At 62.9% G+C, this 25,254-nt stretch carries 25 protein-coding genes; 14 read left to right on the top strand and 11 right to left on the bottom strand.

Annotation, left to right across the window (positions count from 1 at the left end):
* The first annotated feature begins 180 nt into the window (after positions 1-180).
* Complete coding sequence (locus PQR53_RS05795) at positions 181-999, top strand: DNA-binding transcriptional regulator (protein ID WP_408451617.1); 819 nt, start codon at positions 181-183, stop codon at positions 997-999.
* A 296-nt stretch (positions 1,000-1,295) separates the two neighbouring features.
* On the top strand, positions 1,296-1,838 hold the full coding sequence (locus PQR53_RS05790) for a hypothetical protein (protein ID WP_408451616.1): 543 nt from the start codon (positions 1,296-1,298) through the stop codon (positions 1,836-1,838).
* A 733-nt stretch (positions 1,839-2,571) separates the two neighbouring features.
* Here the strand turns inward: PQR53_RS05790 and PQR53_RS05785 are convergent.
* From PQR53_RS05785 to PQR53_RS05760, 6 genes are all read right to left on the bottom strand, one after another.
* Positions 2,572-3,708 (bottom strand): enoyl-CoA hydratase/isomerase family protein, encoded by a 1,137-nt coding sequence (locus tag PQR53_RS05785; protein ID WP_408451615.1) that lies wholly within the window; start codon positions 3,706-3,708, stop codon positions 2,572-2,574.
* A complete protein-coding gene (locus PQR53_RS05780; protein WP_408451614.1) occupies positions 3,705-4,550 on the bottom strand; it encodes an enoyl-CoA hydratase in 846 nt (281 codons plus the stop codon). Before PQR53_RS05780 ends, PQR53_RS05785 begins: the two co-directional genes overlap by 4 nt.
* Positions 4,550-5,452 (bottom strand): 3-hydroxyisobutyrate dehydrogenase, encoded by a 903-nt coding sequence (gene mmsB, locus PQR53_RS05775; RefSeq protein WP_408451613.1) that lies wholly within the window; start codon positions 5,450-5,452, stop codon positions 4,550-4,552. Before mmsB ends, PQR53_RS05780 begins: the two co-directional genes overlap by 1 nt.
* A gap of 42 nt (positions 5,453-5,494) precedes the next feature.
* Positions 5,495-7,012 carry a CoA-acylating methylmalonate-semialdehyde dehydrogenase gene (locus tag PQR53_RS05770; protein ID WP_408451612.1) on the bottom strand — a complete coding sequence of 506 codons (1,518 nt, stop codon included), beginning with the start codon at positions 7,010-7,012 and terminating at the stop codon, positions 5,495-5,497.
* A 59-nt stretch (positions 7,013-7,071) separates the two neighbouring features.
* Positions 7,072-8,763, bottom strand: a complete 1,692-nt coding sequence (locus tag PQR53_RS05765) for an AMP-binding protein (protein WP_408451611.1) — start codon at positions 8,761-8,763, stop codon at positions 7,072-7,074.
* Positions 8,764-8,864: 101 nt separating this feature from the next.
* A complete protein-coding gene (locus tag PQR53_RS05760) occupies positions 8,865-9,998 on the bottom strand; it encodes an acyl-CoA dehydrogenase (protein ID WP_408451610.1) in 1,134 nt (377 codons plus the stop codon).
* Between the two features lie 380 nt (positions 9,999-10,378).
* Between PQR53_RS05760 and PQR53_RS05755 the strand changes: the two genes are divergently transcribed.
* The 6 genes from PQR53_RS05755 to PQR53_RS05730 all read left to right on the top strand — a co-directional run bounded on the left by PQR53_RS05755 (position 10,379) and on the right by PQR53_RS05730 (position 16,891).
* A complete protein-coding gene (locus PQR53_RS05755; RefSeq protein WP_408451609.1) occupies positions 10,379-11,425 on the top strand; it encodes an AraC family transcriptional regulator in 1,047 nt (348 codons plus the stop codon).
* An 82-nt stretch (positions 11,426-11,507) separates the two neighbouring features.
* Positions 11,508-13,199: an NfeD family protein gene (locus PQR53_RS05750; RefSeq protein ID WP_408451608.1), complete on the top strand. Its 1,692-nt coding sequence runs from the start codon at positions 11,508-11,510 to the stop codon at positions 13,197-13,199.
* Positions 13,196-13,969, top strand: coding sequence for a slipin family protein (locus PQR53_RS05745; RefSeq protein WP_408451607.1), 774 nt, complete (start codon positions 13,196-13,198; stop codon positions 13,967-13,969). The genes PQR53_RS05750 and PQR53_RS05745 overlap by 4 nt, the downstream gene beginning before the upstream one ends.
* Positions 13,970-14,108: 139 nt before the next feature.
* Entirely contained in the window at positions 14,109-14,366 is a 258-nt protein-coding gene (locus tag PQR53_RS05740) for a DUF4148 domain-containing protein (protein ID WP_408451606.1), read from the top strand.
* A gap of 501 nt (positions 14,367-14,867) precedes the next feature.
* Positions 14,868-16,169: an NCS2 family permease gene (locus tag PQR53_RS05735; RefSeq protein WP_179741052.1), complete on the top strand. Its 1,302-nt coding sequence runs from the start codon at positions 14,868-14,870 to the stop codon at positions 16,167-16,169.
* Between the two features lie 179 nt (positions 16,170-16,348).
* Positions 16,349-16,891 (top strand): cytochrome b, encoded by a 543-nt coding sequence (locus PQR53_RS05730; RefSeq protein ID WP_408451605.1) that lies wholly within the window; start codon positions 16,349-16,351, stop codon positions 16,889-16,891.
* Positions 16,892-16,967: 76 nt separating this feature from the next.
* Here PQR53_RS05730 and PQR53_RS05725 read toward each other — a convergent pair whose 3' ends face one another.
* Complete coding sequence (locus PQR53_RS05725; RefSeq protein WP_028194698.1) at positions 16,968-17,258, bottom strand: DUF1488 family protein; 291 nt, start codon at positions 17,256-17,258, stop codon at positions 16,968-16,970.
* Between the two features lie 417 nt (positions 17,259-17,675).
* Here PQR53_RS05725 and PQR53_RS05720 point away from each other — a divergent pair, with 417 nt between their 5' ends.
* On the top strand, positions 17,676-19,679 hold the full coding sequence (locus PQR53_RS05720; RefSeq protein ID WP_408451604.1) for a sigma-54-dependent Fis family transcriptional regulator: 2,004 nt from the start codon (positions 17,676-17,678) through the stop codon (positions 19,677-19,679).
* A gap of 311 nt (positions 19,680-19,990) precedes the next feature.
* On the top strand, positions 19,991-20,287 hold the full coding sequence (locus PQR53_RS05715) for a 2Fe-2S iron-sulfur cluster-binding protein (RefSeq protein ID WP_408451603.1): 297 nt from the start codon (positions 19,991-19,993) through the stop codon (positions 20,285-20,287).
* A gap of 32 nt (positions 20,288-20,319) precedes the next feature.
* On the opposite strand, the gene PQR53_RS05710 is transcribed toward PQR53_RS05715, so the two are convergent.
* Complete coding sequence (locus tag PQR53_RS05710) at positions 20,320-20,514, bottom strand: YqaE/Pmp3 family membrane protein (RefSeq protein WP_028194701.1); 195 nt, start codon at positions 20,512-20,514, stop codon at positions 20,320-20,322.
* An 82-nt stretch (positions 20,515-20,596) separates the two neighbouring features.
* Entirely contained in the window at positions 20,597-20,791 is a 195-nt protein-coding gene (locus PQR53_RS05705) for a DUF1653 domain-containing protein (protein ID WP_408451602.1), read from the bottom strand.
* A 362-nt stretch (positions 20,792-21,153) separates the two neighbouring features.
* Between PQR53_RS05705 and PQR53_RS05700 the strand changes: the two genes are divergently transcribed.
* A complete protein-coding gene (locus tag PQR53_RS05700; protein ID WP_408451601.1) occupies positions 21,154-21,591 on the top strand; it encodes a YciI family protein in 438 nt (145 codons plus the stop codon).
* A 42-nt stretch (positions 21,592-21,633) separates the two neighbouring features.
* On the opposite strand, the gene PQR53_RS05695 is transcribed toward PQR53_RS05700, so the two are convergent.
* Complete coding sequence (locus PQR53_RS05695) at positions 21,634-22,278, bottom strand: helix-turn-helix transcriptional regulator (RefSeq protein WP_408451600.1); 645 nt, start codon at positions 22,276-22,278, stop codon at positions 21,634-21,636.
* A gap of 382 nt (positions 22,279-22,660) precedes the next feature.
* On the opposite strand from PQR53_RS05695, the gene PQR53_RS05690 reads away from it, so the two are divergent.
* The 3 genes from PQR53_RS05690 (at position 22,661) to infA (ending at position 24,214) form a co-directional block, all read left to right on the top strand.
* Positions 22,661-22,879, top strand: a complete 219-nt coding sequence (locus PQR53_RS05690; protein ID WP_323045116.1) for a hypothetical protein — start codon at positions 22,661-22,663, stop codon at positions 22,877-22,879.
* A gap of 645 nt (positions 22,880-23,524) precedes the next feature.
* The gene (locus PQR53_RS05685) at positions 23,525-23,806 is read left to right on the top strand and encodes a hypothetical protein (protein ID WP_035557986.1); all 282 of its coding nucleotides are present in this window, start codon (positions 23,525-23,527) and stop codon (positions 23,804-23,806) included.
* 135 nt (positions 23,807-23,941) lie between these two features.
* Positions 23,942-24,214 (top strand): translation initiation factor IF-1, encoded by a 273-nt coding sequence (gene infA, locus PQR53_RS05680; protein ID WP_012427521.1) that lies wholly within the window; start codon positions 23,942-23,944, stop codon positions 24,212-24,214.
* 275 nt (positions 24,215-24,489) lie between these two features.
* Here infA and PQR53_RS05675 read toward each other — a convergent pair whose 3' ends face one another.
* Complete coding sequence (locus tag PQR53_RS05675) at positions 24,490-25,233, bottom strand: GntR family transcriptional regulator (RefSeq protein ID WP_408451599.1); 744 nt, start codon at positions 25,231-25,233, stop codon at positions 24,490-24,492.
* Positions 25,234-25,254 lie beyond the last annotated feature (21 nt).

Here is a 25,254-nt window from a genome sequence, read left to right as displayed (position 1 = left end):
TGGTCGCGTCCGGTACTGTTTGGTTCAGTCACAGTCAGGAGAACATGCGTGACATGCGTCACGCGTCTCCTTGAATAGTTGGTTTTGATGCAGTCTATGGAGCACGCCCAAACCGCTCAACAAAATCTGAAAAATGTGCATAGAATGCACATAGTTGATTTACAAGGACATTTTTCAGCGGTGACGAAATACACGAACGTTCGTGGGCTGGCGCGCGGCCTCCAGGTCCTGCGTGCACTGAATTCGATCGAAAGCGGTCGCGCCACGAGCCAGCAGATCAGCGATGCAATTGGCTTGCACCGCACGACAGTGCGTCGCTTGCTGGAGACGTTGGTCGAAGAGGGGTTCGTTCGACGGAGTACGTCGGACGACAGCTTTCGCCTGACGCTCGACGTCCGTTCGTTGAGCGAAGGCTTCACGGACGATGAACGCATCGCGACCATCGCCCCGCCGATCATGGGTCGATTGCTCCAGAGAGTCGCGTGGCCATCCGACCTGACGACGCCCGACGGCGACGCCATGATCATTCGCGAGACGACGCACCGGTTCAGTCAGCTATCTTTTCATCGGTCAATGGTCGGTCGACGCTTGCCCATTCTGCTGACGGCTTCCGGCCGTGCCTATTTCGCGCTGTGCCCCGACGGTGAGCGAGAGGACATTCTCGATATGCTGCGATCGGGTGCCGGCGGCGATGAACAAAAGGCGCTGGCCTCCAGCGATGCGCTCGTTCGCAATCTCGTTCGACGCGTGCGCGCTGATGGATTCGGTTCGAATCACGGCGATTGGACGGCTCAGAACAAGATCGGCGCCGTTGCGGTTCCGATCGTTTCGCGCGAGCGGGTACTCGCGAGCCTGAACGTCGTTTTTCTGTCGCGCGCAGTAACGCTTGCGGAAGCGAAGCGCCGCTATGTGCCCGAACTAAAACGGGCCGCGGACGAGATGGTGACGGCACTCGAAGCCGAGGAAGATGCGTCCCAGTCCGATAAAAAAACTTGGTGAGATAAGCGCGTTGGATGGCTACTTCGGGAGGCATTGCGGCCGTTGGTGGACGGTCGCGGAACGTCCGAAACTGGCCGAACTCAGCCCGATGCCGGCGCGTGCCAGAACTCTCCAACCGCGCATCGCGCAGAGGACAGTAGCCGACCCGTTCCCCCCTCAGCTAATTTCTGCGAACGTCACCAACATGCTCCAAAGCGGCCAGATGCTGCGCGGTCGGCGTCTCTGGAGGCAGCCTATTCGGGTTCACTCCCGCTCATATTGACGAATGGTCGGGTCGTACACATTCGACGAACCGATTGTCGATCCATACGCGACTCCTGGTGGCCGTTGTGTGTCCGTCGGACACAAGTCTTACGTCAAATTCGCCGCGACTCAGCCTGGCGTGCCTTCATGAATTTACGAATTCAGGCATCGCACAGCAAAACCTGCTCGGCTTTTCGAACATCTGGAGCGCGCTGACAAGTGGCGACAAGTTGAAGGGTGCGTTTTTCTATCCGGTGCAATCGACTGACCACGAGGTTCGTCTCGCGGTATGGATCGATTATTATGACACCCCGGAGACGCACTGCTGCCTGGTGATCGATGGCCCATTTCTCGGCTCTGCGAGCGTCGACCAAATAGCAGAACTGCTCGATCTAACGGAGACATTCCAAGGTAAATTATTTGCCGCTGGCAGTCCTCCCGCCGTCAATGCTCTCAACTTAAGCCCCACTGCATCAAGCGAGTTTGTACGCGAGATGGAAGTGGGGCTCACACCGCAAGCTCATAAGCGGGTCCCCCGCACAGCCACGGTAGTGGAGCATCTGGAATCCGTGCCCTCGCACATTCGACGCGAGTGACAAGGCAGTCATGCTTCTCGCCTCGCACTGCGTGCTCGCCGGAAGGGTTCATCGAAAAACCACGGTTTCCTTGGCGCGTGATGGAATCAGCGGCTTCGCTCCCGACCCGTGGCAGTCATCTCTGTCTCTTCGCAACGCCGTCATACTTCCGGCGGCGCTCCGCGCGCCGAAGGTACCGCACAAACCGATCGCCGCGTTTTCACACTCGCGTTCATGCTCAGTACCGTCGCTCGCATCGAATCGTCACAGGCCTTACTACCGTTAGCGCGATTGCCACCTCCGCAGCCTCAATGTGCCCGTTTCGTTTGGTTCGTGTTTGCCACGTTCATTCGCTGGCCGCGTTCATTCGCCGGCGGCTTCGTCACATGTTACCTGGGCGTCTAGGCGAGGCGAAGCCGACGGTCCCCATCACGCGTCACGAAAACCGTGGGTTCTCGATGAACCCTTCCGGCGAGCACGCAGTGCGAGGCGGGAAGCATGACTGCCTTGTCACTCGCGCCGAATGTGCGAGAACGCGGATTCCAGATGCACCACTACCGTGGCTGTGCGGGGGTCCCGCTTGTGAGCTGGCGGTGTGAGCGGCTTTCTTTGCTTATCTTTCTTTGCCGCGGCAAAGAAAGTAAGTGCCGCCCCGCACAGGGGCGACACTAATAGACCAATATCAACTCAAGGAAAGGCCAAAGAGTCAGATCAAGGAAAGGCCAACACCGTAGGCAATCCAGAACCCCACCAATCACCCCAACCCACCAAGCGGATGCGCCCCCCTCCCCCACGGCGAAGCCAAAAACCACCGAACTCTTTCGGGCCTAACTTCAGCGAGCGTCGCCGGCGCCCACCGACATCTACGGTCCTTGTCGATCAACTGCGCCCTGACACCCTCGCAAAAATCGCCCTCCTCGATCACCCGCTTGACGATTCCCAACTCCATCCGGAAGCACTCGGCCAAACTCATCTGCCGACCACGCAACAGCGCCTCGCGCGCAACATACAACATCGTGGGCGAATGCCCAACCATCGCATCGTAAGTAGCCTGCAGCCACTGCTTAACCTCGCGCGGCGGCTCACGCTCCAGATCATGACGCAACGTCGCCACAATCCGCTCGACACTCGAACGCCAGTCAAAATGCCTCAGAATCAACGGGGTAAAAGGCCCCAACGCAGCATGCGGAATCACATTGCACGGCGGCTCGAACACCCCACGCAATGCAGCCATCAAATCCCCCGCGTGCGACATGCGCTGCAGGCGCTCTTCGAAAGAGCCAAGCCATTCGGCCGGCACACACAGATCCGCCAGTTGCAGGCGCAGCGCATCAGCACCGGATAAGCTCACGCCGGTCAGCCCGACGTACAGTTCGACCTCCGCCGGCATCACGCTCAGGAAACGCGTCGCGCCGACGTCCGGCAGAAAGCCGATCCGGGTCTCCGGCATCGCGATCTTGCTGCGTTCGGTGACGATGCGCAGCCGCGCCGCCTGACCGAGCCCCATGCCGCCGCCCATCGAGATACCGTCGAGCAAGGCAACCACCGGCTTCGGAAACGTGTGCAGCGCATAGTCGAGCCGGTATTCGTCGACAAAGAACGCCAGCCACCGGCTGTCGCCATTCTTCGCGAGCCGGTACACCTCGCGCACGTCGCCGCCGGCGCAAAAACCCTTGTCGCCCGCGCCTTTCAGCACGAGCGCAACAATGCCGTCGTCGGTACGGCAATGTTCGACCAGCACGGCAAGTTCACGCACCATCGCGTGTGATAGCGCATTGAGCACCGCGGGCCGGTTCAGCGTGATGATCGCCACCCGGTTGACGACGCGAAACAGAATCTCGCGCTCCGCTTCGACGCTGGTATCTAGCGCGACGCCTGGCAACGTGCTCATCGATGAATCTCCTGCGCGGGGTTTGCAACCTGCCCGGCGTGCGCTGCATGCTCCGCCCGTCCAGTTTGCGTCACCTGCCAGCGTGGCGCGCGCTTCTCAAGAAACGCGTTGACGCCTTCGCGCTGGTCGGCGCCGTCGAACAGATCGACAAAGCGTTCGCGTTCCACCGCGAGAGCCGCCGCGCGTGGCACGCCGTTACGGCCCTGATGAATCAACGTCTTGCTGAAGCCGACCGCTTGCGGACTCAACGTTCCGACACGCGCTGCCATCGTCAACGCGGCCTCGCGCGCGGCGCCCTTCTCCACCACTTCTTCGACGAGACCGATACGCAATGCGGTAGAGGCATCGACGCGTTCGCCCGTCAGGATCATCCGCTTGGCCCAGCCTTCGCCGACCAGCCACGGCAGCGTTTGCGTGCCGCAGCCGCAGGGCAGCAAGCCAACCGCGGTTTCAGGCAAGGCCATCGTTGCATGCTGCTCGGCGATGCGGATATCGCAGGCCAACGCGCATTCGAGTCCACCCCCCATCGCATAGCCGTTGATCGCCGCGATGACCACCGGCCGCGCGTTCTGCAAGGTTTCGAACGCCGCGCCGAAGCGCGTCGCCACCGTGCGCGCGACTTCGCGATTGCCGTCGGCGAAGGTGTTCAGGTCGGCGCCCGCGCTGAAGAACCTGGGGCCATCGCCCGTGATCACGATAGCCCGCACGCGCGCTTCACCGTTCAGACGCTCGACGGTCTGCTGTAACTGCAGCAAACCCTCCGGCGTGAACGCGTTCGCGGGCGGTCGTTTGAGCGTCAGCAGCGCGACGGCGCCGTCGTGTGCGTAGTCGAGCTCGATCATCACGCGCCTCGGTCCTTGCCGTCCTGGCGATACAGCTTGATCACCGCCGAGAAGTCCAGACGTCCCGCGCCCTTCGTGCTCATCGTCTGATAAAGCTGCTGCGCGAGCGCGCCGAGATACACCGGTTGACGCGCGGATTTCGCGGCGTCGGTGGCGAGGCCCAGGTCCTTGAGCATCAGATCCGTGCCGAAGCCACCGGTATAGCCGCGCGTGGACGGCGCGGTTTCGATCACGCCGGGCATCGGGTTATACGTGTCCGAACTCCAGCAGCGGCCCGTCGAGGTATTGATGATGCCGCCCAGCACTTTCGAATCGATACCGAGCGCCTCGCCCAGCGACATCGCCTCGGCCACGCCGGCCATCGTGATGCCGAGCACGAGGTTGTTGCAGATCTTCGCGACCTGGCCCGTGCCGGTCTCACCGCAATGCACGATGTTCTTGCCCATCGACGACAACACCGGTTTCACCTGCTCATAAGCCGCCGCGCTGCCGCCGACCATGAAAGTCAGCGTGCCCGCCGCCGCGCCGCCGGTGCCGCCCGAGACGGGCGCATCGACGAAGGTGTTGCCGTGCAGCGCGGCCAGTTCGGCGAACGCGTTCACGCTTGCCGGGTCGATGGTGCTCGAATCGATGATCGTGACACCTTTCGCAATGCCGGCGAACACGCCGTCGTCCGCTGTCAGCACGCTGCGCACGTGCGCGGCAGCGGGCAGCATCGTCACGACGCACTCGACGTCGGTTACTGCCGCTTTCGGCGAAGCCCCCGCTTTGGCGCCGGCGTCGACCAGCGCCTGTACCGCCTGCGCGTTGAGGTCGAATACATTGACCGCGTGGCCCGCCTTGAGCAGGTTGAGCGCCATTGGCGCGCCCATGTTGCCGAGTCCGATAAAACCTATTTTCATAGCGCGTACTCCCATTCCATGCAAAGCAATCGACCTTGGGGATCAGCGCAGGCTGATCGTCGTGTTGACGCCGTCGTTGACGGTGTCGTCGTCGAACCAGCGGGCGGTGACGGTTTTAGTCTGCGTGTAGAACTGCACGACCTGCTTACCATAGGGTCCGAGGTCGCCGAGTTTCGAGCCACGCGAGCCGGTGAAGCTAAAGAACGGCACGGGCACCGGAATCGGAATGTTGATGCCGACCTGGCCGATATCGATCTCGCTCTGGAATTTGCGCGCCGCCGCGCCGCTCTGCGTGAACAGGCCCACGCCGTTGCCGAACGGATTGCTGTTGACGAGCGCGATCGCGTCATCGAGCGTCGCGGCATTCAGCACCACCAGCACCGGGCCGAAGATTTCCTGGCGGTAGATCTCCATGTCGGTGGTGACATCGGTAAAGACCGTCGGGCCGATGAAGTTGCCTTGCTCATAGCCCGGCACCGTCACGCCGCGGCCGTCGAGCGCCAGCGTGGCGCCCTCTTTCACGCCCGTCTCGATCAGGCCGAGAATCCGTTGCTTCGCCGCGCGTGAGACCACCGGGCCAATGTCCGTATTCGGCTCGTGGCCCGCGTTGACCTTCAGCGTCTTCGCCTTCGCGACCAGGTCGGGCAGCCATTGCTGCGCGGCGCCCACCAGCACGACCACCGAGGTCGCCATGCAACGCTGTCCCGCTGCGCCGAAACCGGCACCGGCCAGCGCGTTCAAGGTCTGCTCACGATTCGCATCGGGCAGCACGACCGCGTGATTCTTCGCGCCCATCATCGATTGCACGCGTTTGCCATGTTCGCTGCCGAGGCGATAGACGTGCGTGCCAACCGCCGTCGAGCCGACGAACGAAACCGCCTTCACCAGATCGTGCGTGCAGAGCGCGTCGACCACGTCCTTGCCGCCGTGCACGACATTCAGCACGCCCTTCGGCACACCGGCTTCGAGCGCCAGTTCGACCAGTTGCATGGTCGACATCGGATCCTGCTCGGACGGTTTCAGCACAAACGTATTGCCGCAGACGATCGCCATCGGAAACATCCACAGCGGAATCATGGCGGGGAAATTGAACGGCGTGATGCCGGCGCATACGCCGATCGGTTGACGCAGCGTATACGTGTCCACACCGCCCGCCACGTTTTCCGCGAATTCACCCTGCTGCAAGGTGCCGATCGAGCACGCATGTTCGACCACTTCCAGCCCACGGAAGATGTCGCCTTCCGCATCCGGAATCGTCTTGCCCTGCTCAGCGCTGAGGGTCTTCGCGATGCGCGGCGAATGCTCGCGAATCAGTGCCTGGAACTTCAGCATGATGCGCATGCGCGCGCCGATCGGCGTGTCCTTCCACGTTTTGAACGCGGCGTGCGCGCAACGGATCGCTTCGTTCACTTCGTCGGCGGTGGCGAACGGTACGCGCGCCAGCACTTCCTGCGTGGCCGGGTTGACGATGTCGCGCCATTCGGTGGTCTTGGATTCGACGAACTCGCCGTTGATCAGCAGTTTGACGGTGGCGGCATCGTTCGAAGCAATTGCGCTCATGCTGGAACTCCTGTGCAGTGGCCGCTCGGCGGCCGAACAGTGACGGGAAATAAAAATAATCAACGCAGGTCCGGGAAATCTTCTTCCCAATACTCACCGGGCAGGCGCGCGGGCTCGGCCTCGCGCTCCATTTCGCGGCGCCGCAATTCGACGCGGCGAATCTTGCCGGAGATGGTTTTCGGCAGCTCGCTGAATTGCAGGCGGCGAATCCGCTTATACGGTGCGAGTTTTTCGCGCGAGAACGCGAACACCGCGCGGGCGAGTTCGGGACTCGCTTCGTAACCCTGACGGACGGTGACGAACGCCTTGGGCACCGACAAACGCACCGCGTCGGCACTCGGCACCACGGCCGCCTCGCCAATCGCCTCGTGCTCGATCAACACGCTTTCGAGTTCGAACGGACTCAGCCGGTAATCGGACGATTTGAAAACGTCATCGGCGCGGCCGACGTAGACGTAGTAGCCGTCCTCACGGCGCATCGCGACGTCGGAGGTGTGGTAGAAACCGTTGCGCATGGCTTGCGCGGTGGCGTTGGGATTGTTCGCGTAGCCGGTCATCAAACCGAGCGGACGTTCGGCTAAGGGCAGCGAAATTTCGCCCTCGGTGACGGCTTGATCGTCGGCATCGAGGAGTTCGATTTTATAGCCCGGCAGCGGACGGCCCATCGAGCCCGGCACCACCGGTTGCCCCGGCGGGTTGCCGATCTGGCAGGTCGTTTCGGTCTGACCGAAACCGTCGCGAATCGTGATGCCCCACGCGTGCCTGACGCGTTCGATGATCTCGGGATTCAACGGCTCGCCCGCGCCAACGATCTCGCGCAGCTTCACCGGATAGTCGGTGAGGTGCTCCTGCACCAGCATGCGCCAGACGGTCGGCGGCGCGCATAACGTGGTGACGTTGAAACGCACCAGCACGTCGAGCGTTTCTTTCGGCACGAAGCGCGGAAAGTTGAAAACGAACACGCAGGCCTGCGCATTCCACGGCGCGTAGAAGCAGCTCCACGCGTGCTTGGCCCAGCCCGGCGAACTGATGTTCCAGTGGATGTCGTTCGGTTGCAGGCCGATCCAGTACATCGTGGATAGATGCCCGACCGGGTAGCTCTGGTGCGTATGCTCGACCAGCTTCGGTTTGGACGTCGTGCCCGAAGTGAAATACAGCAGCAGCGGATCGGTGGAATGCGTGACGCCCTCAGGCGTGAATTGGGGTGATGCGTCATAGGCCGCGGCAAGATCGATCCAGCCGTCGCGCGGCGCGCCTACGGAGATGCGGGTGAGCGGCACGTCGAGTGCATCGAACTTGGCCAGCTCCGCGCTATCCACGACCACGAACGTCGCGCCGCCAATCTGCACGCGGTCGCGCACGTCGTCGGCGGAAAGCTGGGTGGTGGCGGGCAACACGATCGCGCCGAGCTTCATGGCCGCGAGCATCACGTCCCAGAGTTCGACCCGGTTCGGCAGCATCAGCAGCACTTTGTCGCCGCGCCCCACGCCGAGGCCGCGCAGGAAGTTCGCCATGCGCGCCGAGCGCTCCGACATCTGCGCGTAGGAGAGGCGCAAGCCTTCGCTGGCCGGATCGTCGACGATCCACAGCGCGGGGTTGTCGTTGTTTCGCGCGATCACGTCGAAGTAGTCGAGCGCCCAGTTGAACTCGCCCGGCGCCGGCCACGCGAATTCGCGGTAGGCGCGCTCGTAGTCGGTTCGATGGCGCAATAACAGATCGCGCGCTTCCAGAAAGCCCTTCGCTGCAGTCATCGTCGTCTCCTGTACTGGTGGCGCGGCATGCGCTCTGTTTTTCGCTTCTGCTTTGTACTACTAGCACGCCATTTTGCGCTCAAACGCCGTCCAACTCGCGTTTAAACGTGGCGTGCAATAACCATCCGCTGCACTTCACTGGTTCCTTCGTAAATCTGGGTGATACGAGCGTCGCGATAGTGGCGCTCCACCGCGTAGTCCTCAAGATAGCCGTAGCCGCCGTGGATCTGGATCGCGTTCGAGCAGATTTCCTCGGCGAGTTCCGACGCAAACAGTTTGGCCTGCGAAGCCTCCGACAAACACGGCCTGCCCGCCGTGCGCAGCCGCGCCGCGTGATGCACCAGAAGACGCGCGGCGTTCAGCCGAGTCGCCATGTCGGCGAGCATGTTGGCGATGGTCTGGTGATCCTTCAGCGCCTTGCCGAATTGAATGCGTTCGTTCGCGTAGAGGCGTGCGGCGTCGAATGCGGCGCGCGCGATGCCCACCGCCTGCGCCGCGATACCGATGCGGCCACCCTCGAGATTCGACAACGCGATCCGCAGACCTTCGCCTGGTTCGCCGAGCAGATTGGCTTCGGGCACCGTGCAATCGTCGAGCGAGATCGGGCAGGTGTCGGAGGCGCGAATGCCAAGCTTGTGCTCGGGTTTGCCGACGTTGAAGCCGGGCGTATCGGTCGGCACGATGAAGGCTGACAGGCCACGCTTGCCGCGGTCAGGATCGGTGACGGCAAACACGATCGCAATATTGGCGCGCGCGCCATTGGTCACGAACTGCTTGTTGCCGTTAAGAATCCATTTGCCGTCGCGCAGCACCGCTCGGGTGCGCAAATTGTTCGCCTCGGAGCCGGCTTGCGGCTCGGTCAGACAGAACGCGCCGATCCGTCGGCCCGTGGCGAGGTCTTGCAGATAGCGGTCTTTTTGCGCGTCGGTGCCGAAGTTCAGGATCGGCCCGCAGCCGACCGAGTTGTGCACGCTCATCAGCGTGGCGCAGGCGGCGCAGCCCGCGGCGATCTCTTCGAGCGCGAGCGCATAGGCCACGTAGTCGGTATAGGAGCCGCCCCACTCGGACGGCACGATCATGCCGAGAAAGCCGAGCTCGCCCATTTGCGTGACGACTTCCGCCGGCAGCTTCGCGTCGCGATCCCACTGCCCGGCGTTCGGCGCGAGGCGTTCGGTGGCGAAGTCGCGGGCGGCGTCGCGGATCATCCGTTGTTCGTCGGTGTAGAAGCTGTCCATGGGCTCGGTCCTGTTAGGTGCGGCGAGTCGCGGCGGCGCGGTGCGGCAGCAGGTCGTGGCGACGAAGCGCATACGCATCGACTCGCGGTGGCGTCGCCTCATCATCCGCGGCTCGTTGCGGGGGCTTGATCGACCTCGCCGCGACCTCGCCGCGACCTCTCCGTGGCCTCGCCGTATGCCTCCGGGCGATGCGGCCCGCGATCGGTTCGCACCAAGTGTAGGGAAGCCGCCGGCCATGTTCGATGCTCAGCCCGATCATTCTGGTTGAGCGCATTTGCCATGGAGGTATCATACAAACCCGGTTCGGGCCGCATTTTCAAAGGCTTAGCGGATCGTCACAAGGAAAATGTTGAGCGCATTTGCCAGCACGTCACGAAGAGATGAAGAACCTCAAGAACGATAAAGGCACGATTTCCGTCAGTCTGGTCGAGGAGACCCTGGCGCTGGCACGCGCGCGCGGTTTCGATGCGTTGCCGCTCGCCGAAGCCGCCGGCATTGCGGGGCCGCTGCTGGCGTCGCCGAAGAGCCGCGTGTCGTCGGCGCAGTACGGCGCGCTGTGGGCCGGCATCGCCCGCGCGCTGGACGACGAGTTCTTCGGCCAGGACTCGCATCGCATGAAGAGCGGCAGCTTCATCGCGATGACCCAAACGGCGCTGACCGCGCGCAACGGCGCACAGGCGCTCGCGCGTGCGGTCCGTTTCATGCGCCTGGTGCTGGACGATCTCAGCGCGCAAATTGAAACCGATGGCGAGCGTGTACGGCTCAGGTTCGTGGAACGCGAAGGCACCCGGCCGCCCGCGATGTTCGCCTATGCGACTTACTTCATCCTTGTCTATGGCCTGTTGTGCTGGCTGGTCGGGCGGCGCATTCCGTTGCTCGAGGCGCGCTTTCGCTGCGCCGAGCCGCCTGCCGCGCATGAATACCGTCTGATGTTCTGCGACGACATGACCTTCGATCAGGCCGGATCGTATGTCGACCTGTCGCCGGCATTTCTCGAACTGCCGGTGATCCAGACCGCCAAGTCGGTCAAGCCGTTCCTGCGTGATGCACCAGGCAGTTTCATCGTCAAATACCGCAATCCCGGCTCGCTCGCCGCGCGCGTGCGCAAGATGCTGCGCGCGCTGCCGATGGCCGGCTGGCCCGCCGCCGATCAGATGGCCGAGCGCCTGCACGTCGCCGAGGCCACCATGCGGCGACGTCTGAAGCAGGAAGGCTATACGTATCAGTCGATCAAGGACGACTTGCGGCGCGACGTCGCTATCGGCGAATTGCAGGACACCGACCGCACGATCGCCGACATCGCCTCCGCCGTGGGTTTCGCCGAGCCGAGCGCGTTTCATCGCGCGTTTCGCAAGTGGACCGGCATGCGGCCGACCGATTACCGGCCGGCGCGCGCGGATTTCACGCATCGCCTGGAATCGGACTAAGCTGTAAGGAGCAGGCCAGCCTATTTGGGGTATCGGCCCGCGCCGGCCGATACCCATCGGCGTAGCGCGGCAGCCGTCAGCGATGAGCACGTATCCGCGTCTCCCGTTCCGGCAGTCTGGTCCGCGCCTTGCGCTTATCCGTGGCACAGTCGTGGGCCGGTTGATGCGCGGCATGACCGCGTTCGGCGTAGTTTTGGCGCTCGGGTTCGCATTGTGCGAAAACGCGCCGCGTGGCTGGGTCGCCGAAGCCGCTCAGGCCGCCGTGGCGCCGAATAGCGTGGTCGTGATCCCCGTGAACGGCGCGATCGGTCCTGCGAGTGCCGACTTCATCGTACGCAGCCTGCAGCGCGCCACCGAAGAACGCGCGCAACTCGCCGTGCTGCAACTCGATACGCCCGGCGGGTTGGATACGTCAATGCGGCAGATCATCAAGGCGATTCTCGGCTCGCCTGTGCCGGTCGCCACCTTCATCGCCCCGAGCGGTGCGCGTGCGGCGAGCGCCGGCACCTACATCGTTTACGCCAGCCACATTGCGGCGATGGCGCCAGGTACAAACCTCGGTGCGGCAACGCCGATCCAGATGGGCATCGGCGGTGCGGAGCCGCCTGCTGGCGGCGGCATGCCCGGATTGCCCGGCACTGGAACGGGAGCGGGAAGCGGCGCGCAAAAGAGCGGGCCTGGCGCGCCAGCGTCGGCGAACTCCGCGAACGCAGCCAAGTCAGCCAGCTCGACCGATCCGGCCAACTCAGCCAGCGCCACCACCGCCCTCCCACTCGACACCCAATCGACCGAACTGCGCAAGCAGGTCCATGACGCGGCCGCCTACATCCGCGGCCTCGCGCAAATGCGCGGACGCAACGCCGACTGGGCCGAACGCGCCGTGCGCGAAGCCGTCAGCCTGTCGGCGAGCGAAGCCCTCGCGCAGCACGTGGTCGATCTGAACGCGCGCGACATTCCCGACCTGTTGCGCCAGGTGGACGGCCGCACGATCAGCACGAGCCACGGCGACGTCAAACTCAGCACCACCAACGCAGCGGTGGTCACGCTCGAAGCCGACTGGCGCAGCCAGTTCCTCGCGGTCATCACCGACCCGAACGTCGCGCTGGTTCTGCTGATGATCGGCATGTACGGCCTCTTCTTCGAGTTCGCCAATCCGGGCTTCGTGTTGCCGGGCGTAGTCGGCGCCATCAGTCTGCTGATGGGGCTCTTCGCGATGCAGATGCTGCCGGTCAATTACGTCGGGCTCGGCCTGATCTTTCTCGGCATCGCCTTCCTGATCGGCGAGGCGTTTCTGCCGACTTTCGGCTCGCTCGGCTTCGGCGGAGTGGCCGCCTTCGTGATCGGCGCGCTGATGCTGATCGATACCGACGTGCCCGGCTACGGCATTCCGCTGCCCCTGATCGCGGCCGTGGTCGTGTTCAGCGTCGCGTTTGTGTTCGGCGTCTCGAGGCTTGCGTTGCGGGCGCGGCGCCAGCCGGTGGTGACCGGTTCGGAAGGGCTGATCGGCAGTGTCGGCGTCGTGCTCGACGGCGGCCTGCTGCCGGAAGGTGCGCTGTTGTCGGGGGATGCTACGGCGCACGCAACAGCCAACGCAACGGTCGACGCACCAGCGGGCGCCACGCTGGCCGGCTGGGCGCAGGTGCACGGTGAACGCTGGCGGGTGTCCAGCACGGCCCCGGTCGCGGCCGGTCACGCGGTGCGCGTCACGGCGCGTCGCGGACTGACGCTGACCGTGGTGCCCGCGGAAACACGACAACAAGGAGAACGCTCATGATCGGTTTCACATTCGGCTTCAGCAGCATTCTGATTCTGCTGGTGATCGCGCTGATTGCTTCATCGATACGGATTTTTCGCGAGTACGAACGCGGCGTGGTGTTCATGCTCGGGCGCTTCTGGAAGGTCAAGGGGCCCGGCCTCGTCCTGATCATCCCGATCGTGCAACAGGCGGTGCGCATGGATTTGCGCACCATCGTGTTCGACGTGCCGCCACAAGACGTGATCACGCGCGACAACGTTTCGGTGAAGGTCAACGCGGTGGTGTATTTCCGCGTCGTCGATCCGGAGAAGGCCGTGATCCAGGTAGCGCGTTATTTCGAGGCGACCAGCCAGCTATCGCAAACCACGCTGCGCGCGGTGCTCGGCAAGCACGAACTCGATGAACTGCTGGCGGATCGCGAACAACTGAACGCCGATATTCAGAAGGTGCTCGATGCGCAAACGGACGCGTGGGGGATCAAGGTGTCGATCGTCGAGATCAAGCATGTGGACATCAACGAAACGATGATCCGCGCCATTGCCCGTCAGGCCGAAGCCGAGCGCGAACGGCGCGCCAAGGTGATTCATGCGGAAGGTGAATTGCAAGCCTCGCAGCATCTGCTGGAGGCGGCGCAGACGCTCGCGAAGCAGCCGCAGGCCATGCAGTTGCGTTACCTGCAAACCCTCACGACGATTGCCGCCGACAAGAATTCGACGATCGTGTTTCCGCTGCCGATCGATCTGCTGAGCGCGGTGCTGGATCGCTTCAGCAAACCGTCGCCCTCCTGAATCGGGATCGCGCGCGCGGTCAAGGGGGCCGCATTGAATCGCTGGATGAAACGGTGCATTACCTTCAACCGCCTTACTCGAAAGGTTGACGAAAAATAAAATGTCGGGGTCGTTTTTAACCGCTCCATGGGAGCTCATCATGAAAATCGCTTCTCTCGTTGGACTCGGCGCGCTGTTGGCCGTCGTTGGCATGAACAGCGCGTTTGCGCAGACTTCGCGGCCTTACGACCCGTCCGGGCCGAAAACACGCGCTCAGGTGAAAGCCGATCTGGCCGAATGGCGCGCCGCCGGCTACGATCCGCTCGACTGGATCGACTATCCGGAGAATGCGCAACGCGCGGGCCGCATCGTCGCCGCGCGCCGGGCGCAGCAGGCGGGCGGGAGCATGACGCAGTAAGCAGCAGTCTCATCGTTGTCCTGAAGCGGCAGGTCGGGCCGCCCGCGACCACAAGGGTCGCCGGCGCCGTGGGTTCTGCATGCCCCGCGCGTCTGCGCATCACTAGTCTGCCTCTCGCGCCCCTCCCGCCTTCCGCACGATTTGCGCGGTTAGCTTCTGCCCGAATCTTTTCAAGCTGCGCTGTCAAGCCAAGCTCTGCCGCTTGGCGTTTCCCTGAAAAAAACCCACCGTTCCCAGCCGCAACATCGTAAATTCGCTTGCCGCGCCGACCCGCGCGCTGGCAAGGTATCATCTCGCCCCTTCAGCCAGGCTCCCGGTGACGCGATAGGGGCACCGCCGTCAATCGTGATTACAATCCGCCGGTAGGCCTGGCTGCGCGGCACTTCGGCGCCATGCCATTCCGTATCGTGCGGAGCGGGACGGACCAGTCGCCTGCCTGTTTGCTGCGCATCGCCGTATCAACCACAAGAAACGCTTTTTGAACAACGAGAGACCCGCCTCATGGACTCCATAAAACGATACTTCGGCTTCGAAGCCGCCGGCACCAACCTGCGCACCGAAGTGCTCGCCGGGCTGACCACCTTCCTGACGATGGCCTACATCATCTTCGTCAACCCGGCGATTCTCGGCGACGCCGGCATGCCGAAGGACGCGGTGTTCGTCGCCACCTGCCTCGTGGCCGCGCTGGCCTCGCTGATCATGGGCCTTTACGCGAACTACCCGATCGCGCTCGCGCCGGGCATGGGCCTGAACGCCTATTTCGCCTACACCGTCGTGAAAGGCATGGGTTTCACATGGCAGGCCGCGCTCGGCGCAGTATTCATCTCCGGCTGCCTGTTCCTGATCGTCACGCTGTTTCGTGTGCGTGAGGTCATCGTGAACGGCATTCCGCATTCGATCCGCATCGCGATTACTGGCGGCATCGGCCTGTTTCTCGCGATCATTTCGCTGAAGTCGGCCGGTGTGGTGGTCGGCAATCCGGCCACGCTGGTCACGCTCGGCGATCTGCACAACCCGCATGTGATCCTCGCGGTGATCGGCTTCTTTGCAATTGTCACGCTCGACTATCTGCGGGTGCGCGGTGCGATCCTGATCGGCATTGTCGGCGTGACGGTGCTGAGCTTTTTCTTCGGCGGCAATCAGTTCCACGGCATCGTCTCCGCGCCGCCGTCCATTACCCCGACGCTGTTCCAGCTCGACATTCGCGGCGCGCTCTCCGGCGGTGTGCTGAACGTGATCCTGGTGTTCTTCCTCGTCGAACTGTTCGACGCGACCGGCACGCTGATGGGCGTGGCCAATCGCGCCGGGCTGCTGGTCGAGGGCAAGATGCACCGGCTGAACCGCGCCTTGCTCGCCGACAGCACGGCGATTCTGGCCGGCTCGATGCTGGGCACCTCGTCGACCACGGCGTATATCGAAAGCGCGTCGGGTGTGCAGGCCGGCGGCCGCACGGGTGTGACGGCGATTACCGTCGCCATCCTGTTCCTCGCGGCGCTGTTTTTCGCGCCGCTGGCGGGCGTGGTGCCCGGCTACGCGACGGCGCCGGCCCTGCTGTACGTGTCGTGCCTGATGCTGCGCGAAATGCTCGACCTGCCGTGGGACGACGCCACCGAAGTCGTGCCAGCCGCCCTGACGGCCCTGCTGATGCCGTTCACCTACTCGATCGCCAATGGCGTCGCGTTCGGTTTCATCTCGTATGCCGGCCTGAAACTGCTGACCGGACAGGCGCGCAAAGTGAAACTGGTGGTGTGGATCATCGCGGCGATTTTCCTGTTCCGGTATTTCTACCTCGGCAGCGAATAAGCGCGGCGCCGTGCAACGCGGCGCAGCCTGCCGCAAAGCATCGCGGCAGGGGCACTGTGATGGGTAGTGGTTCGGTCTGGATCAACAATCGTTTTATTGAAGGCGCCCGTTCTGGTCGGGCACCCTTTATCATCTGATGATTGATAAAAACCAACGAACTGGTCACAGGAGTTCCCTGCATGTCCTACAACCGCGCCGCGGACCGCACCTCGGCCCGCTACTCGACGCCTGCCATCTTCTTCCACTGGGCGATCTTTCTGCTGGTCGCACTCGCCTATCTGGCAATCGAAATACGCGGGCCGAAAGGCTCCGACAGCCGGGCTTTCTGGAGCAGCGTGCATTTCTGGGCCGGCACCCTCGTGCTGGGATTGGCGGTCCTGCGTCTGCTATGGCGACTGTGGGCCGGCGCGCCCGCGGAAATCGAAGGTAATCGCCTGCTCGCGTTTCTGGCGCGGGCCGCGCATCTCGCGTTGTACGTCTTTATCTTCGCGCAGCCGCTACTCGGCATCCTGATGACCAATGCCGGCGGACATCCGGTGACGCTGGCCTGGATCAATTTCAATTACACCCTGATCGGCGCGGATCCGATTGCGCGGCCATTGCTCAAGACGGCGCATGTGTGGCTTGGCAATGCGTTTTACTGGGTGATCGGATTGCACGCGCTGGCGGCGATTGCGCATCATGTGGTGTTCAAGGACCGGACGCTGCGGCGGATGGTTTGATCCGCTTCCGGTCTTGTGCCGCAGCACCTGGAACACACCGCCGCGCGGGGTAGCGACTCAGGCGGCGCGACTTCGCTCAGTTGCGCCAGTTCGCTTCATAGAAACGCACGTAGCCGCTCCTCAGCACCAGACATTGCGCCCGCGTTTCCGATAGCAGACGCCGCGTCGCGGCTTCGATCCGCGCGCGGTGCGCGTCGAACGCGCCGACCATGTCCTCCAGACGCGGCGAGGCCGCGCCGAAGTGATCTTCCAGCGCTTCCGCGGTGATCATGCACTCCACCCTTTGCCCATCCACCATCGCCGGGAACGCCAAGGTAAGTTCGCGACCTGAATATTCAGGAGTTTCGTTCGGGAATAGGATCTGCATGGGAGTTCACCTGATGGGTTGGGTGCTGCGCATGGGTTGATGGGTACTGCGCACGCTGGTTGCGTCTGGTCGCACCTGCGGCGTTTTTTCCTCCCTGTCGAATGCCGGTGGCGCGGGTCCGTCACCCCCCAGTGCGAGCCGCCGTACTTCGCGCCCCGCGGAGGTGATTTGATTCACTGTAGACGAGTTCGGGCGCGGCGCAAGTTTTCCTTTTCGTTTGCTTGATTTTGGTGCCCGACGTGGTCTTTTGAGGCACCGCTCCCCTGCGGGGCGACGCGGCTGGTCCCCGCCGGGCGGCTTTCGCCAGGGTCCTGTTTCGTCCTGTAATATCGGTGTTCGGCCGCACGCACCTATGCTGCACTGCGCAACGCTACGGCGGGCAACGCACCCGCCGGGTCCGATAACCGGAGACATGTCTTGAGCCATCGTCCTGCCACGCCGCCCACCATCGGTCGGCCAGATGTCATCGCGCAAGCTCATGCACGCTCGCTCGAAGTCGGCCTGCGGGCGTCGGAAACGCCGGACTTTCATCCGCTGCGCCGCCCCGCGCTGCGCGAGCTCGTCGATCGCAACCAGTCGCTCTATACCCATGCTCTCCCCGTGATGGAGACGCTGCACGCGCAGATCGTCGACACGCAAAGCATGGTGCTGCTCACTGACAATCATGGCGTGATTCTCCACAGTCTCGGTGACAGCGACTTCGTCGAAAAAGCCAATCGCGTCGCGTTGTGTCCGGGCGTGTCATGGGCCGAAGCGGATCGCGGCACGAACGCGATCGGCACCGCGCTCGTCGACGGCCAGCCGACTGTCGTGCACGCCGGCGAGCACTTCCTGCACGCAAACCGCATCCTCACCTGTTCGTGCGCGCCCATTGCGGATCCGTTCGGGCGCACCATCGGTGCGCTCGACGTCAGCGGCGACACACGCGGCTTTCACAAGCACACGCTCGCGCTGGTGCGGATGTCGGCGCAGATGATCGAAAATCATCTGTTCTCCAATCAATTCGTCGACGCCATTCGCATCCACTTTCACGCGCGCGCGGAATTCATCGGCACGCTGTACGAAGGGCTCGCCGCGTTCGCGTCGGACGGCACGTTCCTGTCGGCGAATCGCAGCGCACTGTTTCAATTCGGGCAGCCGCTCGCCGAGCTGACACGGCAGCCGTTCGACGCACTGTTCGGCGTGGCGTTATCCAGGTTGTTGCAGCAGATTGCGCGCGCGCCAGGCGAAAATATTCTGCTGACGCTGCCGAGCGGTGTGCGCGTGGTCGCGCGCGGCGAATTCGCCGCGCCGCGCTATGTGGGTTCGGTTGCCTCGGCAGAAAGCTTTTCCGACGCGGCGCGTACGGCCACGTCCCGCGGCACGCGTGCCGCGACCCGGCCCGGCGAACCCACGCCGCTCGCCACACTCGAAACGCTCGATACCGGCGACGCGCAAGTTTCCGCAATCCTGCGGCGCGTCGCCAAACTGCGCGGACGCGATATTCCGATTCTCGTCCTGGGCAAAACCGGCACCGGCAAGGAGTGGCTTGCCCGCGCGATCCATCACGATTCGCCGCGGCGAGCCGCGCCCTTCGTCGCGCTGAATTGCGCATCGTTGCCCGAAACGCTGATCGAGGCCGAGTTGTTCGGCTACGAGGACGGCGCGTTCACCGGGGCAAAAAAACGCGGCAGCGTCGGCAAGATCGTGCAGGCCGATGGCGGCACCCTGTTCCTCGACGAAATCGGCGATATGCCGCTCGCCCAGCAAGTACGCCTGATGCGCGTGCTGCAGGAGCGTACCGTCGTGCCGCTCGGTGGGACGCGTGCGATTCCGGTCGATCTGCGCATCGTCTGCGCGACCCACCGCAATCTGCGCACGATGATCGAGGGCGGCACCTTCCGCGAAGATCTGTATTACCGGATCAACGGCCTGGCGGTCACCTTGCCGGCGCTGCGCGAGCGCAGCGATCTGGCGGCGCTCGTCGAGCGCATGCTGGCGTTGCAGCCGGATGGCGAGCGTTTGCCGCGCCGGGTGTCCGATGAGGTGCTGGAACGCTTTGCGCAATGCCGCTGGCCAGGCAATCTGCGGCAATTGGCCAACGTGCTGCGCACCGCGAGCATCATGGCTGAAGGCACGGGACAGATCGAACTCGAGGATTTGCCGGAGGATTTTCTGCAGGATTGTGTCAGTCACGGCGGCACGAGCGGTGCATCCGAAGCAGGCGGCAATGCTTCGCGGTTCGGTGCGGCACGTGCGAATGACGGCGCGCCACGCGCGCTCGATAGGCCTGCAACGCCCGCCCGTATGGATGAATGGCAATCCACGCTGATCGCGCAAACGCTCGCCAGGCATAGCGGCAACGTGTCGGCGGCAGCACGCGAATTGGGACTGGCGCGCAACACGGTGTACAAGTACTTACGGCGTAGCGGCGCGCATTGAATGGGTGCGCACGCGCGTCCCGCGTGGGTGGCTGGATCGGCCATTACCACTGCGAGCCGGGCAGCGCCGCCGACGATAAAGGGTTAAAACCTGCATGCAATAAAAACGGCGATTCGCAACGATCGCCGTTTTGCATTGACGTGGTCACGTCGAGAAGCGTCTGCGCGGCTGACCGGTCGATCCTGGCGTTCGCTCAGCGCTGACCAGTTGCCGTCTTGCAGCTTCGACCACAGTACCGGCGCATCGCACGACTGCCCGCCACCGTGTACAGTCGAAGTCCGACCTTTCGCGCATTCTTATCGATTTCACTCATGACTGACAGCCCACGCGCTTTTTCAGTTCGCGTCGAGCCCCTCGGCAAAAACTTCGAAGCGCCCGATTCGCTCACGATCCTCGAAGCCGCCGGTTTTGCGAACCTGCGTCTGCCGCGCTCATGCCGCAACGGCACGTGCCGCACGTGCCTGTGCAAAATGACGATGGGGCGGGTGCGCTACACGATCGAGTGGCCGGGACTGAGTCGCGAAGAAAAAGCGGAAGGCTATATCCTGCCGTGCGTGGCGATTGCGGAAACCGACGTGGTGATCGAAGCGCCGGACGCGATTGAATGACAGCAGCGCGGCCAGGCGCATCGCATTCAGCCTTAACGGCCGTTGCCCATTGCCCGGGCGATTTTCTTGTCGGTGTTGTATTGGCTCAACGCGTACACCGACCAGATCGCGGCCGGAATCCAGCCGATCAGTGTGATCTGCAGGATCAGGCAGATGATGCCGGCGAACGGCCGGCCAATCGTGAAGAACTGAAACCACGGCAGAATGATGGCAAGCAATAGACGCATTCAGATTTCCTGTTTGTATTGAGCTGACGGTGCGCGTTCTCCGGATCCGATTTCCCTTGAAAAATCGCTCGAACGAGCCCGCCTAATTGATTGGTGCAAAACGCGGCACCTTGACGCCGTCGATTTCAACCAGCTCGAAAAACACCGAAGCCGGACGCGTCCAGATCGTATCATTGCTCGCTTTGTAGACGATCATCGTGACCGTCGGATCGGACTCCAGCGTGGCTTCGCAAACCAGCTCGTAAATGCCGCCTTTGTAGTGTCGATAACGCACCATTTAACTACTCCTGTCCTGATCAACGGAATTTCCTGAACGGACCGACGTCCTCTGAACAGAGCACGTGGTTTTGTTGGGACCGTCATTTTAAACCCGTGCCGGCGCGAGAAAGATCATTGAGGCAGGCTTGCGCTCACGCCATTCACAGCGGCGATGCATGGCTGCCTGGGCCATGAAAAGCACCTCTGGTTACAGGCACCGGCGGTATTCCCGCGCGCTCACCTTGTTCATGAAATCCAGAAAGCGTGCTGGACGACGTCGATTTCAGACGTTCCAGTTCGTCGTAGCAGTAAGGGCCGCTATGATCCTGATTCGATTCCGGGTCCGAGCGGCTCCCACAACTCACTCAAGGAGAAACGACAATGCGCGTCATGGTGATCGTGAAGGCTACAAGCGAATCAGAGGCCGGCAAAATGCCCAGCACGGAGCTGCTTGCGGCAATGGGCAATTTCAATGAGGAACTCGTCAAGGCCGGCGTGATGCTCGCCGGCGAGGGTTTGCACCCCAGTGCGAGAGGCAAGCGGGTGCGCTTCTCAGGCAGCCAGCGGAGCGTGATCGATGGTCCGTTCGCGGAAACGAAGGAGCTCATCGCAGGATTCTGGCTGTGGCAGGTCGAGTCGATGGAAGAAGCCGTCGCTTGGGTCAGGCGCTGCCCCAATCCAATGGAGGGCGAGAGCGAGATCGAAATCCGGCCGGTGTTCGATGCCGATGATTTCGGCACGGAACTGACGCCGGAGTTGCGGGCCCAGGAAGAGCGTCTACGCGCTCAGACCGAAGGCGGGGCGAACCAGCCGCGATAATGCGCGGGGCAATGGACGATTGCCACCGCGATTCGAGGGCCGTCAGCCGCCCTCTTTCATCTGCTTCAGAATCTTGTAGACGGTGGCACGCCCCATTGTCAGCACGGCGGCCACATAGTTGGCGGAACTGCGGCCGCGAAACGCGCCTTGCCCGTGCAGCGCCTCGACGATTTCACGCTTGTGTTCGCGCGTGAGCGCATTGATGCCGATCTGCCGCTCGCGCAGCCACGTATGCAGGAAGGTGTTGATGCGGTCTTGCCAATCATCGCGGAACAGTTCCTCCGCGGGCGCGTCCGTCAGATTGCCGCCCTTGATGAACAGATCGAGCGTGGAGCGCACATCCTCGAACACCGCGATGTTGAAGTTGATGCACAACATGCCGGCCGGCTTGCCGTCGTCGTCGAACAGGATGTTGCTCACGCAGCGCATGCGGCGGCCGTCCCAATTGAGCTTCTCATACGGCCCGATGGTCCGGCCGCGCGCCGCGTAGTGGACTTCATCGAGCACCGAGGGGCCGCCGACTTCGAGCTTCGACAGGTTGTTCACGAGATACGCGATGGTCTGGTCGCGCAGGTCGTGAATCACGACTTCGGCGCACGGATAGAACAACGCCGCGATGCCATCCGCAATGGGTGCGTAGCGGTCCAGCAGCAGGTCTTTCACAGAAGGGACGGTTGTCTTGCGCATTGAGAAATCGCAGTGTTCGAGGGATGCGGCGCTGGTTTTGACCTATGAGCCAAACGCAACTCGGGTCGGTCCAACCGGCGCGCCGAAATCATGGCCGGCAAACGGGACAAGCACAAGGGACAAGCACAACGATACCGGGCGCCTAAGCGCGGCAACTCGCCATTGTAACGACCCCAATCGGTGGCAGCGACCGCGATGGCATCCTGACACGCGCGGCGGCTATTTTATTGCGGGGCCGCATCGCGCGCGGGGCTTTGATGGGTGCTCGACGGCATGCTGCTCACACGTTCCAGTTGTTGCGTCCGCACCCGGCGATTTTTGTCCGCTTGGCGAGCCATTTTTTTTCGTGCGATAAAGAACCTACTCTTCCACGGAGCAAAAGATGGCCACGCTCGAAGCGTTTCGTGCCGTGCTCGATGACAAAGGCACGCCGGAAATCATCCGCAATCACATCATCGATTCGTTGCAATACACGCTGCGCAATCACGGGCAGATTTTTACGTCGAAGGAAGTCGAGTGGCTGGCCGGCTGGGACGATGCGCGCATTCCGCTCGCCGCTTCACGCGAGCTGCAGAAGCGCGTCGCCGAAACCGCCCGCTGAAGGCCGCCTGGGCGTTTCCTTCCACCTTTGCAGCGCAGCTCGATCCGCACCTCAGCGTCCGTGTTGGCGGTAAACTCGTGCCTCGCGTTCGCGTTGCATTCACGCGCGACCTCCCACGCGGCGTGACAGTCATACTCCGGGGTGCCGCGCGCGGCGCCCGTTTCTTGCCCAAAGCCCGCCGGCTGGGCGATTTGCCCGCCCGTCGAACTTTTTGCTATCCAATTAGCCCTATTTAGTGCATCATATTGGAATAGCTGTATTCCGCATCCGTACTATCAGCAATACGCGGCCCATACAAGCGGCAGTACCAAGCACAGTATCAATCGGCGTCTCCGCACCACCCCCGACTGTTCGACCGCTGCCTGTCAGCGATCCCGTCACTCCGGCAATGCGCCGCCTGCATTCGCCGTCGCGAGTTGTGCAGCTGAGTTGTTCAGCTTTTACGCGCCCGATGTCTGCGCGACATCAGCGTGTTTCTTCTCCATCGAATCCGCGATTTTGCGCGGCCGCGCTCATGCCCTTGCCATCGGGCCTGTGCCAACCTTTTTCCATGGCGGCGCGCCCCAGGGTGCTGCGCCGCCGGGCCCGTCGTGCCGCGCGTAACACGCGTGACACGAGGGCCACGTAATACAGGACACGTGCTTCATGAATTCAGTGGTCAAAACGTACAAAGGTTATGAAATTCACCCGCTCGTCTATCCGCGCCGCCCGGCGGACGGCCAGACGAGCCGCAATCCGGACGCCGGTTACGACGCTTCGGTGCGCATCTGCCGCGTAGGCGCCAATCCGGCGGCCGACGGCCGTGTGTTCCGTCTGCAGTACCTGTTTCCGTTCGACGGCACGGGCAAGGCGCGCATTGCGTGCATGGCCCACGCCGAGCAATTGATCGACGGCCGTGTAGACGGCCAGTCCGTTGCCGATCTTTGAGCGGTAATATCAGCGAATCGGCTGTTACCGCAACGCAGCTGGCCTGAAAGCCAACTGCCCACCGTATCAGATGTTGTGCCGGGCGGCCTCGCCAAACGACGCAACACCCCTTATCCCATCGACCAGGAGTTATGCATGGCGAAAGAAGAACTGCTTGAACTTGACGGTATCGTCGACGAAGTACTTCCGGATAGCCGTTACCGTGTGACGCTCGACAACGGCGTCGTAGTTGGCGCTTACGCGTCCGGACGCATGCGCAAGAACCATATCCGTATTCTCGCGGGCGACCGCGTGACGCTGGAACTGTCGGTTTACGATCTGACCAAAGGCCGGATCAATTTCCGTCACAAAGACGAGCGCGCCACCGGTGGCGGCGGCGCACGCAATACGCAATTCCGTCGCCGTTAAGGCTGGCGGCACGCTGACCGCTCATTGAGCTGCTGATTTAGCTGCTCATCTAACAGATTTCTGATCGGTTTTTGCGTGGCCCATCGTGGGTTTGTTGTTCGCGAAGCCTTTCGCGCGCCTCCTCCGGCTGGACTCGTTGACTCGAGCCTGAGCGGCGCGCTGCGGCGTCGCATGAGTTGCGCACCCTCGCGCACCGCGCTGCGTCTCTTCGCTGCGTCTCTTCGCTGCGTCTCTTCGCTGCGTCTCTTCGCTGCGTCTCTTCGCTTCGTCCTTCTTTACACCCCGAACACCGCACCGAGATCCTCTTCGGCGGCACGCTTGCGTACCTGCGCGACCACGCGCGCCTCCAACTCCGACAGGTGCTCGCGCATCGCCGCCAGTGCCGCATGCAGGTCGCCGGCGTCGAGCGCTTCCACGATCTGCATGTGCTCGTCCGCAGAGCAGGTCGAACCCTTCGACGGATCGAATAACGCCTTGTACAACTCGGTCTTCGCGACCAGTTGCCCAACAAGGCCCAGCAATTCCGTGCCGCCTGCCAGTTCCGTCAACAACACATGAAACTGGCCGGCAAGCCGCACGGATTCCTCTAGCGCGCCGGCGTGCGACGCCTTCTCTTCGCTGCGCACATGAGCGCGCAGGCGCCGCTTGTGCGCCGCACTCAAACTCCCGCATAAAGCCGCGACGATGCCCGCCTCGACAATCTGCCGGGCGCGATACACCTGGCGAATGTCCTCTTCCGATGGCGACGGCACAAACGCGCCGCGATTCGCCTCGAGCACCAGCTTGCCCTCAAAGCCCAGCCGCGCCAGCACTTTTCGCAGTGCGCCGCGTGTGCAACCGAACGCCGCGGCGAGATCGCGCTCCACCAGTTGCGCGCCCGGCCGCAAACGGCCTTGCAACAACGCGCCGGTGATCGACGCATAAATGCGCTCCTCGACGCTGATCGAGTCGTCGCCTGGCGCGCTGTGGATGGGTGCGCCGCTATCGACGGACGGCGGACACGAGGAACGGGTTGCCATGAATTCAGTGACGGAGAACAG

Origin of the sequence: Paraburkholderia fungorum, assembly GCF_046027605.1 — a bacterium.
GTDB lineage: Bacteria > Pseudomonadota > Gammaproteobacteria > Burkholderiales > Burkholderiaceae > Paraburkholderia > Paraburkholderia fungorum_F.
The sequence above is the reverse complement of the archived record's forward strand: the minus strand, read 5'-3'. Positions and strand labels throughout refer to the sequence as shown.

What these genes read in the sequence shown, in the direction of transcription:
- PQR53_RS05675 (WP_408451599.1), bottom strand. Translation starts at nt 25,233, where the DNA reads ATGGCAACCCGTTCCTCGTGTCCGCCGTCCGTCGATAGCGGCGCACCC.
- PQR53_RS05780 (WP_408451614.1), bottom strand. Translation starts at nt 4,550, where the DNA reads ATGATCGAGCTCGACTACGCACACGACGGCGCCGTCGCGCTGCTGACG.
- mmsB (WP_408451613.1), bottom strand. Translation starts at nt 5,452, where the DNA reads ATGAAAATAGGTTTTATCGGACTCGGCAACATGGGCGCGCCAATGGCG.
- PQR53_RS05715 (WP_408451603.1), top strand. Translation starts at nt 19,991, where the DNA reads ATGACTGACAGCCCACGCGCTTTTTCAGTTCGCGTCGAGCCCCTCGGC.
- PQR53_RS05760 (WP_408451610.1), bottom strand. Translation starts at nt 9,998, where the DNA reads ATGGACAGCTTCTACACCGACGAACAACGGATGATCCGCGACGCCGCC.
- PQR53_RS05725 (WP_028194698.1), bottom strand. Translation starts at nt 17,258, where the DNA reads ATGCAGATCCTATTCCCGAACGAAACTCCTGAATATTCAGGTCGCGAA.
- PQR53_RS05755 (WP_408451609.1), top strand. Translation starts at nt 10,379, where the DNA reads ATGAAGAACCTCAAGAACGATAAAGGCACGATTTCCGTCAGTCTGGTC.
- PQR53_RS05750 (WP_408451608.1), top strand. Translation starts at nt 11,508, where the DNA reads ATGAGCACGTATCCGCGTCTCCCGTTCCGGCAGTCTGGTCCGCGCCTT.
- PQR53_RS05785 (WP_408451615.1), bottom strand. Translation starts at nt 3,708, where the DNA reads ATGAGCACGTTGCCAGGCGTCGCGCTAGATACCAGCGTCGAAGCGGAG.
- PQR53_RS05765 (WP_408451611.1), bottom strand. Translation starts at nt 8,763, where the DNA reads ATGACTGCAGCGAAGGGCTTTCTGGAAGCGCGCGATCTGTTATTGCGC.
- PQR53_RS05695 (WP_408451600.1), bottom strand. Translation starts at nt 22,278, where the DNA reads ATGCGCAAGACAACCGTCCCTTCTGTGAAAGACCTGCTGCTGGACCGC.
- PQR53_RS05690 (WP_323045116.1), top strand. Translation starts at nt 22,661, where the DNA reads ATGGCCACGCTCGAAGCGTTTCGTGCCGTGCTCGATGACAAAGGCACG.
- PQR53_RS05710 (WP_028194701.1), bottom strand. Translation starts at nt 20,514, where the DNA reads ATGCGTCTATTGCTTGCCATCATTCTGCCGTGGTTTCAGTTCTTCACG.
- infA (WP_012427521.1), top strand. Translation starts at nt 23,942, where the DNA reads ATGGCGAAAGAAGAACTGCTTGAACTTGACGGTATCGTCGACGAAGTA.
- PQR53_RS05745 (WP_408451607.1), top strand. Translation starts at nt 13,196, where the DNA reads ATGATCGGTTTCACATTCGGCTTCAGCAGCATTCTGATTCTGCTGGTG.
- PQR53_RS05700 (WP_408451601.1), top strand. Translation starts at nt 21,154, where the DNA reads ATGCGCGTCATGGTGATCGTGAAGGCTACAAGCGAATCAGAGGCCGGC.
- PQR53_RS05705 (WP_408451602.1), bottom strand. Translation starts at nt 20,791, where the DNA reads ATGGTGCGTTATCGACACTACAAAGGCGGCATTTACGAGCTGGTTTGC.
- PQR53_RS05685 (WP_035557986.1), top strand. Translation starts at nt 23,525, where the DNA reads ATGAATTCAGTGGTCAAAACGTACAAAGGTTATGAAATTCACCCGCTC.
- PQR53_RS05740 (WP_408451606.1), top strand. Translation starts at nt 14,109, where the DNA reads ATGAAAATCGCTTCTCTCGTTGGACTCGGCGCGCTGTTGGCCGTCGTT.
- PQR53_RS05735 (WP_179741052.1), top strand. Translation starts at nt 14,868, where the DNA reads ATGGACTCCATAAAACGATACTTCGGCTTCGAAGCCGCCGGCACCAAC.
- PQR53_RS05730 (WP_408451605.1), top strand. Translation starts at nt 16,349, where the DNA reads ATGTCCTACAACCGCGCCGCGGACCGCACCTCGGCCCGCTACTCGACG.
- PQR53_RS05770 (WP_408451612.1), bottom strand. Translation starts at nt 7,012, where the DNA reads ATGAGCGCAATTGCTTCGAACGATGCCGCCACCGTCAAACTGCTGATC.